We start from the raw sequence: 13727 nt of genomic DNA, 5'->3' as shown, positions 1-13727 counted from the left end.
ACGCTAGGCAAAACGCCATTCTATGCGCGTTACGCGTAGCGTTGCATTGAAGCAGGGCGGAGGACTCGCGAAAGGCAGACGCGGTGAACCTGGAGACGGCCGTGGCACGTAGCCGGGGACGCGTTTTGCACCCGCGAACCCTTGCTCGCCCCGGAGTGTAGGAGCCGCCGCGCCCAAAGTCAAACGGTATCATATGTCTTATATAAGACAGATGTTTTGCGGAATTTGAGTGGACGGAAAAGCGCGGTTTGTGATGAAATGCGCGCCATGACATCGAACCAGGCGAACAACGCGAATCCAACCGGCGCAGGCGGCCCAGGGCAGCCGGGCGCGGGCGATTCCGTGCCGGCCCCGGCGGCCGCGACGTCGCCGACGTTCAGTCCTTTATACCAGCAGATCAAGTCGTTGATCACGCAGAGTCTCGAGTCCGGCGAATGGAAGCCGGGCGAGATCATCCCGAGCGAGGTGGAGCTCGCGGCCCGTTACAAGGTCAGCCAGGGCACCGTGCGCAAGGCGATCGACGAACTGGCCGCCGAAAACCTCGTGGTGCGGCGCCAGGGCAAGGGTACGTTTGTTGCAACGCACAATGAAGAGCGCGCGCAGTTCCGCTTCCTGCGGCTGCTGGCCGACGACGGTGCCGAGCATCCGCACGTGAGCCGCCTGCTCGAATGCCGGCGCCTGCGCGCGCCGGCCGAGATCGCCCGGCAGCTCGACCTGAAGCCGGCCGATCCGGTCGTGCAGGTGCGCCGCCTGCTGGAGTTCGAGAACGAAGCGACGGTGCTCGACGAGATCTGGCTGCCGGGCGCGATGTTCCGCGGGCTCACGTTCGAGCGGCTGAGCGAGTACAAGGGGCCGCTGTACGCAATGTTCGAGACGGAATTCGGCACGCGGATGATCCGCGCGACGGAGAAGATCCGCGCGGTCGCGGCGGAGCCGGCGGTGGCCGACCTGCTGCACGTGCCGGCGGGTTTTCCGCTGCTGTCGGTCGAGCGCGTGTCCTATACATACGGCGATCGCCCGGTGGAAGTGCGGCGCGGCTGGTATGTCACGACCGGGTATTACTATCACAATGACTTGAGCTGACGACGTATCGGCACAAGCAGCGTGTATGCGCGTTTCCCACGTTCGCGTAGCACGTTTCGGGCCGCCTTTATTCCCGTTCGCGTAACGATCCAGAGCAGACTTTCGCTGCAGCGCGATATAAAAAGGCGCTAAAATCGCGGATTAGTGTGACAACATAGTAGGGGTCTAGCATGACTGACGCAGTAAGAAAGCCGAGGCCGGAATACCGGAACATCGGAATCGGCGACATCACGTTGAAATATCGCATGCCCCTGGCGGCGATATTGTCGATTCTCCATCGTATCAGCGGCGCGCTGCTGTTCCTGTTCCTGCCGTTCCTGCTGTTCCTCTTCGATCAGAGCCTCACCTCCGAGCTCAGCTTCGAAGTCTTCAAGGCTTTCCTCTCCAACATCGTCGTCAAGCTGATCGTCCTCGCGCTGTCCTGGGCGTTCTTCCACCATTTCTGCGCCGGCATTCGCCACCTGCTGATGGACGTCAACCACGACGCCGTCTCGAAGGAAGGCGGCAAGCGGACGGCCGTCGTCGTCTTTGTCGTCTCGATCGCGCTGACGATCGCCATGGCACTCAAACTGTTCGGAGCATTCTAAGAAAATGGCAGCCAACAACCGAATCGGCTCGAAGCGCCTCGTCGTCGGCGCTCACTACGGCCTGCGCGACTGGCTCGCGCAGCGCGTCACCGCCACGATCATGGCGGTCTACACGGTCATTCTGCTCGTCCTGTTCTTCGGCGCGCACGACTTCTCGTACGAAGGCTGGGCATCGATCTTCTCCGCGCAATGGATGAAGCTCGCGACCTTCGTGACGCTGCTTTCCCTCTTCTACCACGCATGGGTCGGCGTGCGCGACATCTGGATGGACTACGTGAAGCCCGTCGGTGTGCGCCTGCTGCTGCAATCGCTGACCATCGTCTGGCTGCTCGCATGTGCGGGCTACGCCGCGCAGATTCTCTGGAGAGTGTAAAGAATGGCTGCAATCAAAACTTCCCTGCCGCGCCGCAAGTTCGACGTGGTGATCGTCGGCGCGGGCGGCTCGGGCTTGCGCGCAGCGCTGCAACTGTCGCGCGCGGGCCTGTCGGTCGGCGTGCTGTCGAAGGTGTTCCCGACCCGTTCGCACACGGTCGCCGCGCAAGGCGGCATCGGTGCGTCGCTCGGCAACATGAGCGAAGACAACTGGCACTTCCACTTCTACGACACGATCAAGGGCTCCGACTGGCTCGGCGACCAGGACGCGATCGAGTTCATGTGCCGCGAAGCACCGAACGTCGTGTACGAGCTGGAACACTTCGGCATGCCGTTCGACCGTAACGCGGACGGCACGATCTACCAGCGTCCGTTCGGCGGCCACACCGCGAACTACGGCGAGAAGCCGGTCCAGCGCGCCTGCGCGGCCGCAGACCGTACCGGTCACGCGCTGCTGCATACGCTGTACCAGCAGAACGTCGAGGCGAAGACGCAGTTCTTCGTCGAGTGGATGGCGCTCGACCTGATCCGCGACGCGGACGGCGACGTGCTCGGCGTGACGGCCCTCGAGATGGAAACGGGCGACGTCTACATCATGGAAGGCAAGACGACGCTGTTCGCGACGGGCGGCGCAGGCCGGATCTTCGCGGCATCGACGAACGCGTTCATCAACACCGGCGACGGCCTCGGCATGGCGGCCCGCTCGGGCGTCGCGCTGCAGGACATGGAGTTCTGGCAATTCCACCCGACCGGCGTGGCCGGCGCGGGCGTGCTGATCACCGAAGGCGTGCGCGGCGAAGGCGGTATCCTGCGCAACGCGAACGGCGAGCGCTTCATGGAACGCTACGCACCGACGCTGAAGGATCTGGCGCCGCGTGACTTCGTGTCGCGTTCGATGGACCAGGAAATCAAGGAAGGCCGCGGCGTCGGTCCGAACAAGGACCACGTGCTGCTCGACCTGTCGCACATCGGCGCCGAGACGATCATGAAGCGTCTGCCGTCGATCCGCGAGATCGCGCTGAAGTTCGCGAACGTCGACGCGATCAAGGAGCCGATCCCGGTCGTCCCGACGATCCACTACCAGATGGGCGGCATCCCGACCAACATCCACGGTCAGGTCGTCGGCACGTCGCGCGATCACAAGGAACCGATCAACGGCTTCTACGCAGTGGGCGAATGCTCGTGCGTGTCCGTGCACGGCGCGAACCGCCTCGGCACGAACTCGCTGCTGGACCTCGTCGTGTTCGGCCGTGCGGCCGGCAACCACATCGTCCAGCACGTGAAGAACCAGAAGGAACACAAGCCGCTGCCGGCGGATGCAGGCGAGTTCTCGCTGGCGCGCCTGAACAAGCTCGACAAGTCGAGCTCGGGCGAGTACACGCAGGACGTCGCGAACGACATCCGCGCAACGATGCAGAAGCACGCAGGCGTGTTCCGCACGTCGGCGCTGCTGAAGGAAGGCGTCGACCAGATGGCCGGCCTGAAGGAACGCGTGGAAAACATCCACCTGAAGGACAAGTCGAAGGTGTTCAACACCGCGCGCGTCGAAGCGCTCGAGCTGGAGAACCTGATCGAAGTCGCGCGCGCGACGATGGTCTCGGCGGAAGCACGCAAGGAAAGCCGCGGCGCGCACGCGCACAGCGACTTCGAACACCGCGACGACGAAAACTGGCTGCGCCATACGCTGTGGTACAGCGAAGGCGATCGCCTCGACTACAAGCCGGTTCAAATGAAGCCGCTGACGGTCGAATCCGTGCCGCCGAAGCCGCGCACGTTCTAAGCCGAGTCAAAGGAATCCGAAATGGCAAAACGCATTTTTGAAGTCTACCGCTACGATCCGGACAAGGACGCGGCACCGCGCATGCAGACGTACGAGCTCGAGATCAAGCATGAACGCATGCTGCTCGACGCACTGGTGAAGCTGAAGGCCGTGGACGAGACGCTGTCGTTCCGCCGCTCTTGCCGCGAAGGCGTGTGCGGTTCGGACGCGATGAACATCAACGGCAAGAACGGTCTCGCCTGCCTGACGAACCTGAACGACCTGCCGCAGAAGATCGTGCTGCGCCCGCTGCCGGGCCTGCCCGTCGTGCGCGACCTGATCGTCGACATGACGCACTTCTTCAACCAGTATCACTCGATCAAGCCGTACCTGATCAACGACGCGCCGCCGCCGGAGAAGGAACGCCTCCAGTCGCCGGAAGAGCGCGACGAGCTCGACGGCGTGTACGAGTGCATTCTGTGCGCGAGCTGCTCGACGTCGTGCCCGAGCTTCTGGTGGAACCCGGACAAGTTCGTCGGCCCGGCCGGCCTGCTGCAGGCTTACCGCTTCATCGCGGACAGCCGCGACACCGCTACCGGCGAGCGTCTCGACAACCTGGAAGACCCGTACCGTCTGTTCCGTTGCCACACGATCATGAACTGCGTCGACGTTTGCCCGAAGGGGCTGAACCCGACGAAGGCGATCGGCAAGATCAAGGAACTGATGGTCCGCCGCGCGGTTTAAGTCGAGATGAGCGAAGAATCGCATCAATCCGACCCTCACCGCCGCGCGCGCCTGCGCTGGCGCGCGCGGCGGGGTCTGCTGGAGAACGACATCGTATTCGAGCGTTTCTTCAGCCGATACGAGCATGACCTCACCGATGCAGACGTAGGCGCGTTGTCGCGCCTGCTCGATCTGAGCGACAACGACCTGATGGACTTGCTCCTCGCGCGCAAGGAACCAGAGGGCGACCTAGACAGCCCGGACATTCACCGGCTGTTGGAGATGCTGCGCAACGTGTAACGCCAAGGTGTAACGCGTTGTGCCCGTTATCGAATCCCGTTTCTTTATTTCGATTGAGGATGTGCCATGACTCCGTCTGATGTTAAAGCCACGCTATCGTTCAGCGACAACTCGCCGAGCGTCGAAATGCCGATCTACAAGGGCACGATGGGCCCGGACGTGATCGACATCCGCAAGCTGTACGGCCAGACCGGCAAGTTCACGTATGACCCGGGCTTCATGTCGACGGCTTCGTGCAACTCCGCGATCACGTACATCGACGGCGACAAGGGCGAACTGCTGTACCGCGGCTACCCGATCGACAACCTCGCGCAGAACGCCGACTTCCTCGAGTCCTGCTACCTGCTGCTGAAGGGCGAGCTGCCGAACGCCGCACAGAAGAAGGAATTCGTCGACACCGTCACGAAGCACACGATGGTGCACGAGCAGATGCACTTCTTCTTCCGTGGCTTCCGCCGTGACGCGCACCCGATGGCGATCCTGGTCGCCGCAGTCGGCGCGCTGTCCGCGTTCTACCACGACTCGCTCGACATCAACGACCCGCGTCACCGTGAAGTGTCGGCGATCCGCATGATCGCGAAGCTGCCGACGCTCGTCGCGATGGCGTACAAGTACAGCATCGGCCAGCCGTTCGTGTATCCGAAGAACTCGCTGTCGTACAGCGCGAACTTCATGCACATGATGTTCTCGAACCCGTGCGAAGAGTACAAGGTCAACGACGTGCTCGTCCGCGCGCTCGACCGCATCCTGATCCTGCACGCCGATCACGAGCAGAACGCATCGACGTCGACGGTCCGCCTGGCCGGCTCGTCGGGCGCGAACCCGTTCGCGTGTATCGCTGCCGGTATCGCCTGTTTGTGGGGCCCGGCGCACGGCGGTGCGAACGAAGCCGCGCTGAACATGCTCGAGCAGATCGGCTCGCCGGACAACATCCCCGAATTCATCAAGCAGGTGAAGGACAAGAATTCGGGCGTGAAGCTGATGGGCTTCGGTCACCGCGTGTACAAGAACTACGACCCGCGTGCGAAGCTGATGCGCGAAACGTGCTACGAAGTGCTGAACGAACTGGGCCTGCACGACGACCCGCTGTTCAAGCTCGCGATGCAGCTCGAGAAGATCGCGCTGGAAGACGAATACTTCGTGTCGCGCAAGCTGTACCCGAACGTCGACTTCTACTCGGGCATCGTCCAGCGCGCGCTGGGCATCCCGACGTCGATGTTCACGTGTATCTTCGCGATGGCGCGTACGGTCGGCTGGATCGCACAGTGGAACGAAATGATTGCGGATCCGGAGCAGAAGATCGGCCGTCCGCGTCAGCTGTTCATCGGCGACACGCCGCGCGAAGCGAAGCCGCTCAACGCACGTTAATTCGTGCACGGCGCGAGCGGCCGCAACGCCGTTCGCGTCCGGCAATCGCAACGCCCCGACACCCCGGTGGGTCATCCCGCCGGGGTGTTTTCATTTGCGCGGCCGGCGTTGGCCTCGTTCCCGAGCCGGCGCGGTGCCGCGTTCCAGCGACGGCGGGCGCGTGTCGAGCGGCGGCGCGTCGGCGTCCGGCGCGTGGCCGTGCTGCGCGAAGAACTGCCGGTACGCGCCGGGCGTCATCCCGCGGGCGGCGAGAAACTGGCGATTGAAATTCGCGGCATTCGGAATCCCGCAGCGCGCGGCCACCGTCGCGATCGGCCAGTCCGTGCCGACCAGGTGGCGGCACGCATGCGCGAGACGCAGCCGCTGCACGTAGCGGCCGACGCTTTCGCCGAGATGCCGCACGAAGAGCCGCTGCAGCGTGCGCTCCGACATGTGCGCGACGGCGGCAAGTGCATCGATGCGCAGCGGTTCGTGGAAGTGCCGGTCGATCGCGTCGAGCACGCGGTCGAGGCGTTCGGCTTCGGGGACGGTCGTGTCGGCGGATGACGCTGCCGCGTCGGGCCGGCCGTACGCCTGCGCCGTGGCGAGCGGCTCGCCGCCGGCTTCCGCCAGATCGGCCAGGGTGTCGAGTGCGGCCGCGAGGCGTACGCGCGGCGACGGATCGAGCAATTGCGGCAGCCGCGCGCGCATCGCACGGGCCGTATCCGCGTCGAAGCTCAGGCCAGCCGCCGCGCGCCGCAGCAGCGAGCGCAGCGGCGCATACTCGGGGCAGCAGTCGGCCACGCGCCGCGCCCAGTCGCCATCGAACCAGACCACGAGCGCCACTTCCGGCGCGTCGCGATCGATGCGTGCGTTCGACGACCACGTATGCGGCAGGTTGGGCGGCACGAGCACCAGATCGTCTTGCGTGTAGCTGGAGACGTGATCGCCGATGAACCGCCGGCCGCGGCTGTTCAGCGTCAGCGTCAGTTCGTACTCGGGATGGCGATGCCATTCGAACGGAATGCGCGCGAGCTGGCGGTGGTACACGCGGATCGAACAGCCGGGCGCGAACGTCACGTGTTCGTATTGCGGTTTCATCGCGGCCTCCCGCGCGACGGTGGCAACGCGCCGTGGCATGATCGCGATCGATCGTCACGACGGAGCGATGCCATGTTTTCACATGTTTGCGTGGGCGTCAGCGATACGGCGCGCGCGTACGACTTCTACGCGCCGCTGTTCGCGGAACTCGGGCTGCGTCTCAAATTCAACGAGCCGGACGGCTGGTCGGGCTGGATGCCGGCCGACACCGACCGGCCGCTGTTCTTCTTCGGCCGGCCGCTCGACGGCCGCGCGCCCGAACCGGGCAACGGCCATACAGTCGCGTTCGACGCGCAGACCCGTGCGCAGGTCGACCGCTGCCATGCGCTTGCGCTGCAGCACGGCGCCACCTGCGAAGGGCCGCCCGGCCTGCGGCCGCACTACCATCCCGACTACTACGGCGCGTACTTTCGCGACCCGGACGGCAACAAGCTGTGCGTGGTCTGCCATCGTCCCAAGTAGCACACGGTTGTCAGGATTGTATCGATTGTTGGCCGGATAGTGTCGATGGCGCGCGTGCGCCGGCCGTACGCTGGGCACTCGTCACAGCACGATTCAGCGAGGAGACCACGATGCACCTGACGATTGACGATCTGCCGACCGCGATCCGCGCGGCGAAACGGGCGCTGCGCGCCGATCTGCCCGGCTACGCGGCCACGTTCCGCGAACTGGAAGGCGACATCGCGCGGCAGGTGGACGCGATCCGCCGCGCGCACGCGCAACGCCACGACGTGATTCCGGTGCTGCGGTTCGCGGATATCGCGAACGGCAGCGTCGATCCGCACGCGATCGCCGCGATCCGCACGCGCGGCGCGGCGGTGATCCGCGGCGTGTTCGACGCGCAGCAGGCGCGCGACTGGAACGACGAGATCGGCGCTTACCTCGACGCGAACCGCTTCGCCGAGCGGCTGCATGCGCGCGCCGAGGACCGTTATTTCGGCAATCTCGCGTCGGGCAAGCCGCAGATCTACGGCGTCTACTGGTCGAAGCCGCAAGTGGCCGCGCGCCAGTCGCCGGCACTCACGCAGGCGCGCGTGTTCCTGAACCGCCTGTGGCGCCATGCGGACGGCACCCACACGCATTTCGATCCTGAGCAGGTGCCGGCCTATGCGGACCGGATCCGCCGCCGGCCGCCGGGCTCGACGTCGCTCGGGTTGTCGCCGCATGTCGACGGCGGCTCGGTCGAGCGCTGGCTCGGCGCGAATTTCCGGCAGGTCTATCGCCATGTGCTGGCCGGCCAGTGGCGCGATTACGACCCGTTCGACGCTGCGTTTCGTCCCGACGTCGAGGAGATTCCGTCGCCGGCCGTGTGCTCGATGTTCCGCACGTTCCAGGGCTGGACCGCGCTGACGCCGCAAGGGCCCGGCGACGGCACGCTGCAGCTGATTCCGGTCGCGAACGCGATGGCGTACGTCGTGCTGCGCGCGCTGCAGGACGACGTCGCCGACGACGACCTGTGCGGCGCACGTCCGGGCCGCGCGTTGTCGATCCTGCCCGAATGGCATGCGCTGCTGCTCGATGCGCTGGTGCCGATCCCGCACATGGAACCGGGCGATGCGGTGTTCTGGCACGGCGACGTCGTGCATGCGGTCGAGGACGCGCATCGCGGCAGCGGCGACAGCAACGTGATGTACATCGCGGCCGCGCCCGGCTGCGCGAAGAACGACGCGTACCTGCAGCGCCAGCGGCTCGCGTTCGTGCGCGGCGACAGCCCGCCCGATTTCCCGGCCGACCATTTCGAGGTCGATTTCGACGGACGCGCGGGCGAGGGCGACCTCACGGCGCTCGGCCGTGCGCAAATGGGATTCGGGCCGGCCGCCGCGTAACGGGCACCGCGCACCGGGAACGGCCGTTCCCGTCGCGCCGGCCGGCCGTGTGCCGAATCGGCTGCGCGCTGCATGCATTTCGACGCGATCGGCTGCGCTCGCGCGCGAAATCGACGCGAATTGCGCAATTTGGCTTCCGATAATGGTCCGGACACACCACGCAGCTGCCCGGTGCGCCGCACGGGGCAGCGAGACCAAGGAGGAGTCGATGCAATTCACGCAAGCGATCGTTCGCCGTCCCGCGCCGTCCTGTGGCGCGGGCCTCACCACTGCCGCACTCGGCGCGCCCGACTACGACAAGACGCTCACGCAGTTCCACGCATACTGCGACGCGCTGCGCGGGCTCGGCGTCGAGTTGACCGAGCTGCCGCCGCTGGACGCGTTCCCCGATTCGCACTTCGTCGAGGACGTCGCGGTCGTCACGCCCGAATTCGCGGTGATCACGCGCCCCGGCGCGCCTGCGCGGCGCGGCGAGACCGCGCACATCGAAGCCGCGCTCCGCGTGCATCGCGACCTGCTGCCGATGCAGCAAGGCCGTCTCGACGGCGGCGACGTGATGCAGGTGGGCAAGCGTTTCTACATCGGGCTGACGAGCCGCACCGACGCCGAAGGCATCGCCGCGTTCGAGGCGCTGGTGTCGCGCTACGGCTATTCGGTCGTCGCGGTGCCGGTCGGCGCGGGCCTGCACCTGAAGTCGGTCGTCAACGCGCTCGGCGACGACACGCTGCTCGTGACCGACGCGCTGGCCGCGCATCCGGCATTCGCCGACTATCGCCGGATCGCGATCTCGGCCGCCGACGAATACGCGGGCAACACGCTGCGCGTGAACGGCACGCTGATCACGCCGGCCGGCTATCCGCGCGTGCACGACGCGATTGGCGCGCTCGGGCTGCCGCTGCACGTGATCGACACGAGCGAGTTCCGCAAGATGGACGGCGGGCTGACCTGCCTGTCGCTGCGGTTCTAGCCGATTGGCGCGCGGCCGCTTCGGCCGGATAATGTGGCCCCCGCGCGGAACGGGAGAAGACGCTCCGCGCACCAGCCACGACCCGACCGGAGCAAACGCGGATGACCGACAAGAAGATGCAGCTCGACAAGATCGATCTCCGGATCCTCGACATCCTACGCACCGACGGCCGGATTTCGTACCGGAAGCTGTCGGAGCTCGTGAACCTCACGGCGCGCCCGTGCCAGGCACGCGTGGAGCGGCTCGAGGCGCTCGGCGTGATCGAAGGCTACCGCGCGGTGATCAACGCGCCGCGCGCGACCAAGCCGATCGTCGTGATCGCGCAGATCGTGCTGGCCGATCACGGGCGTTCGCAGGCGCCGTTCGAGGACGAGATGCGGAACAACCCGGCGGTGCTCGATTGCTGGCTCGTCAGCGGCACGTTCGATTTTCTCGTGCGGCTCGCGTGCGAGGACCTCGACGAATACCGGCGGATCGCGAACCTGTGGCTGGAGAGCCCGCGGTTCCGGATCGAGAAGATCGTGACGACGGCCGAGCTGCAGGCGATCAAGCGCAGCATCGTCTGACATCGTCGAGCGCGTCCGGCGCCCGCCGGCACCGGATGCGCGGCACGCCAGGTACGACGGTTTTTCGACGCGAATAACCGGGCTGATTGATTGGTATTCCGAATCAATTCGAGCGGCCCGGCTCCACTCAGGGTGAACACTATGGATGCTTTGCAAGCGGCAGCGCAGACGGCCGCGCCGTCCGGGACGGCGCTCAAGCGCCGGCTGCAGGGCCGCCACATCGCGATGATCGCGATCGGCGGCTCGATCGGCACGGGGCTGTTCGTCGCGTCGGGCGCGTCGGTCGCGCAGGCGGGACCGGGCGGCGCGATCGCCGCGTATATCGCGATCGGGCTGATGGTTTACTTCGTCGTCACCGGGCTCGGCGAGATGGCCGCGCTGATGCCGGTGTCGGGCTCGTTCGCGATCTACGGCGAGAAGTACGTCGACGCGGGGTTCGGCGTCGCGCTCGGCTGGACCTACTGGTACAGCTGGGCCGTGACGATCGCGATCGAGCTGGTCGCCGCGCAGATCGTGATGCGCTACTGGTTTCCGGCCGTGCCGGGCGTGTGGTGGGGCGCGGCGTTCCTGGTGCTGATCTTCCTGCTGAACACGCTGTCCGTGCGCGGTTTCGGCGAATCGGAATACTGGTTCTCGCTGATCAAGGTCGTCACCGTGATCGCGTTCATCGCGGCGGGGCTGCTGATCGCGGCCGGCGTGCTCGGCAACGGACATCCGGTCGGGTGGCGCAATTTCCGGACCGGCGACGCGCCGTTCGTCGGCGGCGTGCACGCGATGATGAGCGTCGCGCTGATCGCGGGCTTCTCGTTTCTCGGCACCGAGCTGGTCGGCATCACGGCCGGCGAATCGGAAAACCCGCGCAAGACGATTCCGCGCGCGGTAAAGCAGATCTTCTGGCGGATCATGCTGTTCTACGTGCTCGCGATCTTCGTGATCGGCCTGCTGGTGCCGTACACCGATCCGAACCTGCTGAAGAGCGACGTGACGGATATCGGCGTGAGCCCGTTCACGCTCGTGTTCAGCCATGCCGGGTTTCCGCTCGCGGCCGGCGCGATGAACCTCGTGATCCTGACGGCCGTGCTGTCCGCCGGCAACTCGGGCACGTATGCGGCCGCGCGGATGCTGTACAACCTCGCCGCGGAAGGGCGGGCGCCTGCGATGTTCGCGACGCTGTCGCCGGGCGGCGTGCCGCGCAACGCGCTGTACGCGACGATGGCGGTGGGCGGGCTGTGCTTCCTCACGTCGCTGACCGGCAACCAGAGCATCTACCTGTGGCTGCTCAATACGGTCGGCATCACCGGCTTCATCGCGTGGCTCGGCATTGCGGTCTGCCATTACCGCTTCCGCAAGGGCTTCCTGAAGCAGGGCTACCGGCTCGACCAGCTGCCGTACCGCGCGAAGTGGTTTCCGTTCGGACCGCTGTTCGCGATCGCGATCTGCATCGCGATCTCGCTCGGGCAGGATTACCAGGCATTCTTCGCGGCGCGCATCGACTGGATGGAAGTGCTGTCAATCTACGTGTGGATTCCGCTGTTCGTCGCGATCTGGTGCGCGTATCGCCGCGTGCGCAAGAGCCGGCTCGTGCGGTACGAGGAGATGGATATCGGGCCGTGGCTCACGCGCTCGGTCGACGCCGTCGATGCGGTGCTGACGCAACACGGGCAGCGCGAGCAGCACGGGCAGCGCGAGCAGCACGGGCAGCCGCGCTGAGCGCCGGGCGGCGCGCGCGGATGCCGCGCCGCCGCTAGGTGTCCAGCTCCGGATAGTGCCGGAAGATCCCCATGTCGTTGAACGGGATACGGCGCTCCGACTCGAGATAGCGCTCGATCGGCGGATGCTCGGCGACGCGGTCGTGCAGCGCGACGAGCCCCGCCACCTTGCGTTCCGCGCGCTTCATCGCGTTCGGGAACGCGTAACGCAGCCCTTCGATCAGCTGGAACAGCGACAGGTCCGCGTAACTGAGCGCGCTGCCGGCGATGTAGCCGCTCTTGTGCGGATTCTGCGCGAGCACGCGGTCGAAGTAGCCGAGGAACTTCGGCAGCCGGTGCGCGAGGAAATCGGCCGCGCGTTCGGCGGCCTCTGCCTTCTGGTCCTCGTAGTACAGGCCGCTGCCGATCGGATGATGCGTGTCGTGGATCTCGGTGACGAAGTCGGCGACGGTCAGCTGCAACTGGTGCACCCACAGCCGTCCGGCTTCGTCGGCGGGCGCGAGCCCGAGCCGCGCGCCGAGAAACAGCAGGATGTTCGCGGTCTGTCCGACGACCACGTCGCCGGCTTTCAGGAACGGCGGCGCGAACGGTACGCATTCGGCCTTCGTGCTGTCCATCATCTGCATCATCGCCGACACGCCCATGCCGCGCCGCGATTCGCGCGCGACGTCGACGTAGTCGGCCTCGGCCGCCTCGAGCGCGAGCCGCACGTATTCGCCGCGGCCCTGGATTTCCGGCCAGTAATAGAGTTCGTATCGCATGCAATGCTCCTGTCCGTCGATGCGTCAGGCGATGCCCGCATCGGGATGGCGGGGAGGGCGGCCGCGTGCCGCCCGTTGCGAATAGACAGTCTAGGAGATCGAGCGGGAAATGCCTGGGGCGCGTTGGGTCATGCGCCGCGTTCGTCGCGCTCGCCGCCTTCCGGCCCGTAGAACAACACCCATGCCGAGAAGTCGCTGGAGAACCCGGCGAAGCGGTGTTCCGCGAATGCGGGGACGAACAGCACGTCGCCGGCCGCGACCCCGCATTCGCGTCCGTCGAGGACGAACCGCGACGTGCCTGCCGCGATCACGTAGACCTCGTCGCGTGTGTGCGGCGTTTGCCGGTCCTCGCCTCGCGGCCGGTACAGCTCGATGTCGAGCGTGCCGTGGCGAAACAGCGTCGTGAACAGCGTGCCTTCAGCGTCGAGGCGGGCGAGCGAGTCGTGGATGCCGAGCTTCATCGTCGTGGGCTCCGGAGGGCGGGTCGTGCGGGCGTGCACGCGTGACCGTCCCATCGTATGCCGGAATCCGGTGCGCGGCGAACGTTCCGGTCGCGCGGCGCACTCCGGGCGATGCGCACCCGTTTGCCGGGTAATGCCGATACAGGTATTGGCACTACCAGCCAA

Annotated in this window: 15 protein-coding genes; 12 read left to right on the top strand and 3 right to left on the bottom strand. The window is 66.1% G+C overall.

Going from position 1 to position 13727, the window contains the following annotated elements:
- The first annotated feature begins 258 nt into the window (after window positions 1–258).
- The 7 genes from Q3A80_RS02980 (at window position 259) to gltA (ending at window position 6192) form a co-directional block, all read left to right on the top strand.
- Window positions 259–1083, top strand: coding sequence for a GntR family transcriptional regulator (locus tag Q3A80_RS02980; RefSeq protein WP_446327588.1), 825 nt, complete (start codon window positions 259–261; stop codon window positions 1081–1083).
- 170 nt (window positions 1084–1253) lie between these two features.
- Window positions 1254–1670 carry a succinate dehydrogenase, cytochrome b556 subunit gene (sdhC, locus tag Q3A80_RS02975; RefSeq protein WP_151062419.1) on the top strand — a complete coding sequence of 139 codons (417 nt, stop codon included), beginning with the start codon at window positions 1254–1256 and terminating at the stop codon, window positions 1668–1670.
- 4 nt (window positions 1671–1674) lie between these two features.
- Entirely contained in the window at window positions 1675–2043 is a 369-nt protein-coding gene (gene sdhD / locus Q3A80_RS02970) for a succinate dehydrogenase, hydrophobic membrane anchor protein (RefSeq protein WP_006399546.1), read from the top strand.
- A 3-nt stretch (window positions 2044–2046) separates the two neighbouring features.
- A complete protein-coding gene (gene sdhA, locus Q3A80_RS02965) occupies window positions 2047–3822 on the top strand; it encodes a succinate dehydrogenase flavoprotein subunit (RefSeq protein ID WP_446327587.1) in 1776 nt (591 codons plus the stop codon).
- A 21-nt stretch (window positions 3823–3843) separates the two neighbouring features.
- Entirely contained in the window at window positions 3844–4545 is a 702-nt protein-coding gene (locus Q3A80_RS02960; RefSeq protein WP_038570896.1) for a succinate dehydrogenase iron-sulfur subunit, read from the top strand.
- A gap of 6 nt (window positions 4546–4551) precedes the next feature.
- Window positions 4552–4824 carry an FAD assembly factor SdhE gene (locus tag Q3A80_RS02955; protein WP_446327586.1) on the top strand — a complete coding sequence of 91 codons (273 nt, stop codon included), beginning with the start codon at window positions 4552–4554 and terminating at the stop codon, window positions 4822–4824.
- 66 nt (window positions 4825–4890) lie between these two features.
- Window positions 4891–6192: a citrate synthase gene (gltA, locus tag Q3A80_RS02950; protein WP_011881720.1), complete on the top strand. Its 1302-nt coding sequence runs from the start codon at window positions 4891–4893 to the stop codon at window positions 6190–6192.
- 90 nt (window positions 6193–6282) lie between these two features.
- Here gltA and Q3A80_RS02945 read toward each other — a convergent pair whose 3' ends face one another.
- A complete protein-coding gene (locus Q3A80_RS02945) occupies window positions 6283–7272 on the bottom strand; it encodes a helix-turn-helix domain-containing protein (protein WP_446327585.1) in 990 nt (329 codons plus the stop codon).
- Window positions 7273–7344: 72 nt separating this feature from the next.
- Here Q3A80_RS02945 and Q3A80_RS02940 point away from each other — a divergent pair, with 72 nt between their 5' ends.
- The 5 genes from Q3A80_RS02940 to Q3A80_RS02920 all read left to right on the top strand — a co-directional run bounded on the left by Q3A80_RS02940 (window position 7345) and on the right by Q3A80_RS02920 (window position 12341).
- A complete protein-coding gene (locus tag Q3A80_RS02940) occupies window positions 7345–7734 on the top strand; it encodes a VOC family protein (RefSeq protein ID WP_446327584.1) in 390 nt (129 codons plus the stop codon).
- A gap of 110 nt (window positions 7735–7844) precedes the next feature.
- On the top strand, window positions 7845–9098 hold the full coding sequence (locus Q3A80_RS02935; protein WP_446327583.1) for a DUF1479 domain-containing protein: 1254 nt from the start codon (window positions 7845–7847) through the stop codon (window positions 9096–9098).
- A 208-nt stretch (window positions 9099–9306) separates the two neighbouring features.
- The gene (locus tag Q3A80_RS02930; protein WP_446327582.1) at window positions 9307–10065 is read left to right on the top strand and encodes a dimethylarginine dimethylaminohydrolase family protein; all 759 of its coding nucleotides are present in this window, start codon (window positions 9307–9309) and stop codon (window positions 10063–10065) included.
- Between the two features lie 101 nt (window positions 10066–10166).
- The gene (locus Q3A80_RS02925; protein WP_446327581.1) at window positions 10167–10631 is read left to right on the top strand and encodes an Lrp/AsnC family transcriptional regulator; all 465 of its coding nucleotides are present in this window, start codon (window positions 10167–10169) and stop codon (window positions 10629–10631) included.
- A gap of 141 nt (window positions 10632–10772) precedes the next feature.
- Window positions 10773–12341, top strand: a complete 1569-nt coding sequence (locus Q3A80_RS02920; RefSeq protein ID WP_446327580.1) for an amino acid permease — start codon at window positions 10773–10775, stop codon at window positions 12339–12341.
- Window positions 12342–12375: 34 nt separating this feature from the next.
- Here Q3A80_RS02920 and Q3A80_RS02915 read toward each other — a convergent pair whose 3' ends face one another.
- Together Q3A80_RS02915 and Q3A80_RS02910 are read right to left on the bottom strand one after the other, a co-directional pair.
- Window positions 12376–13101 (bottom strand): glutathione S-transferase, encoded by a 726-nt coding sequence (locus Q3A80_RS02915; RefSeq protein ID WP_446327579.1) that lies wholly within the window; start codon window positions 13099–13101, stop codon window positions 12376–12378.
- 128 nt (window positions 13102–13229) lie between these two features.
- Complete coding sequence (locus Q3A80_RS02910; RefSeq protein ID WP_446327578.1) at window positions 13230–13562, bottom strand: cupin domain-containing protein; 333 nt, start codon at window positions 13560–13562, stop codon at window positions 13230–13232.
- Between the last annotated feature and the right edge of the window lie 165 nt (window positions 13563–13727).

It is taken from the genome of Burkholderia sp. SR8, from assembly GCF_052851275.1.
The sequence above is the reverse complement of the archived record's forward strand: the minus strand, read 5'-3'. Positions and strand labels throughout refer to the sequence as shown.

Coding starts and splice junctions, on each gene's coding strand:
- Q3A80_RS02980 (WP_446327588.1), top strand. CDS start 259: ATGCGCGCCATGACATCGAACCAGGCGAACAACGCGAATCCAACCGGC.
- sdhC (WP_151062419.1), top strand. CDS start 1,254: ATGACTGACGCAGTAAGAAAGCCGAGGCCGGAATACCGGAACATCGGA.
- sdhD (WP_006399546.1), top strand. CDS start 1,675: ATGGCAGCCAACAACCGAATCGGCTCGAAGCGCCTCGTCGTCGGCGCT.
- sdhA (WP_446327587.1), top strand. CDS start 2,047: ATGGCTGCAATCAAAACTTCCCTGCCGCGCCGCAAGTTCGACGTGGTG.
- Q3A80_RS02960 (WP_038570896.1), top strand. CDS start 3,844: ATGGCAAAACGCATTTTTGAAGTCTACCGCTACGATCCGGACAAGGAC.
- Q3A80_RS02955 (WP_446327586.1), top strand. CDS start 4,552: ATGAGCGAAGAATCGCATCAATCCGACCCTCACCGCCGCGCGCGCCTG.
- gltA (WP_011881720.1), top strand. CDS start 4,891: ATGACTCCGTCTGATGTTAAAGCCACGCTATCGTTCAGCGACAACTCG.
- Q3A80_RS02945 (WP_446327585.1), bottom strand. CDS start 7,272: ATGAAACCGCAATACGAACACGTGACGTTCGCGCCCGGCTGTTCGATC.
- Q3A80_RS02940 (WP_446327584.1), top strand. CDS start 7,345: ATGTTTTCACATGTTTGCGTGGGCGTCAGCGATACGGCGCGCGCGTAC.
- Q3A80_RS02935 (WP_446327583.1), top strand. CDS start 7,845: ATGCACCTGACGATTGACGATCTGCCGACCGCGATCCGCGCGGCGAAA.
- Q3A80_RS02930 (WP_446327582.1), top strand. CDS start 9,307: ATGCAATTCACGCAAGCGATCGTTCGCCGTCCCGCGCCGTCCTGTGGC.
- Q3A80_RS02925 (WP_446327581.1), top strand. CDS start 10,167: ATGACCGACAAGAAGATGCAGCTCGACAAGATCGATCTCCGGATCCTC.
- Q3A80_RS02920 (WP_446327580.1), top strand. CDS start 10,773: ATGGATGCTTTGCAAGCGGCAGCGCAGACGGCCGCGCCGTCCGGGACG.
- Q3A80_RS02915 (WP_446327579.1), bottom strand. CDS start 13,101: ATGCGATACGAACTCTATTACTGGCCGGAAATCCAGGGCCGCGGCGAA.
- Q3A80_RS02910 (WP_446327578.1), bottom strand. CDS start 13,562: ATGAAGCTCGGCATCCACGACTCGCTCGCCCGCCTCGACGCTGAAGGC.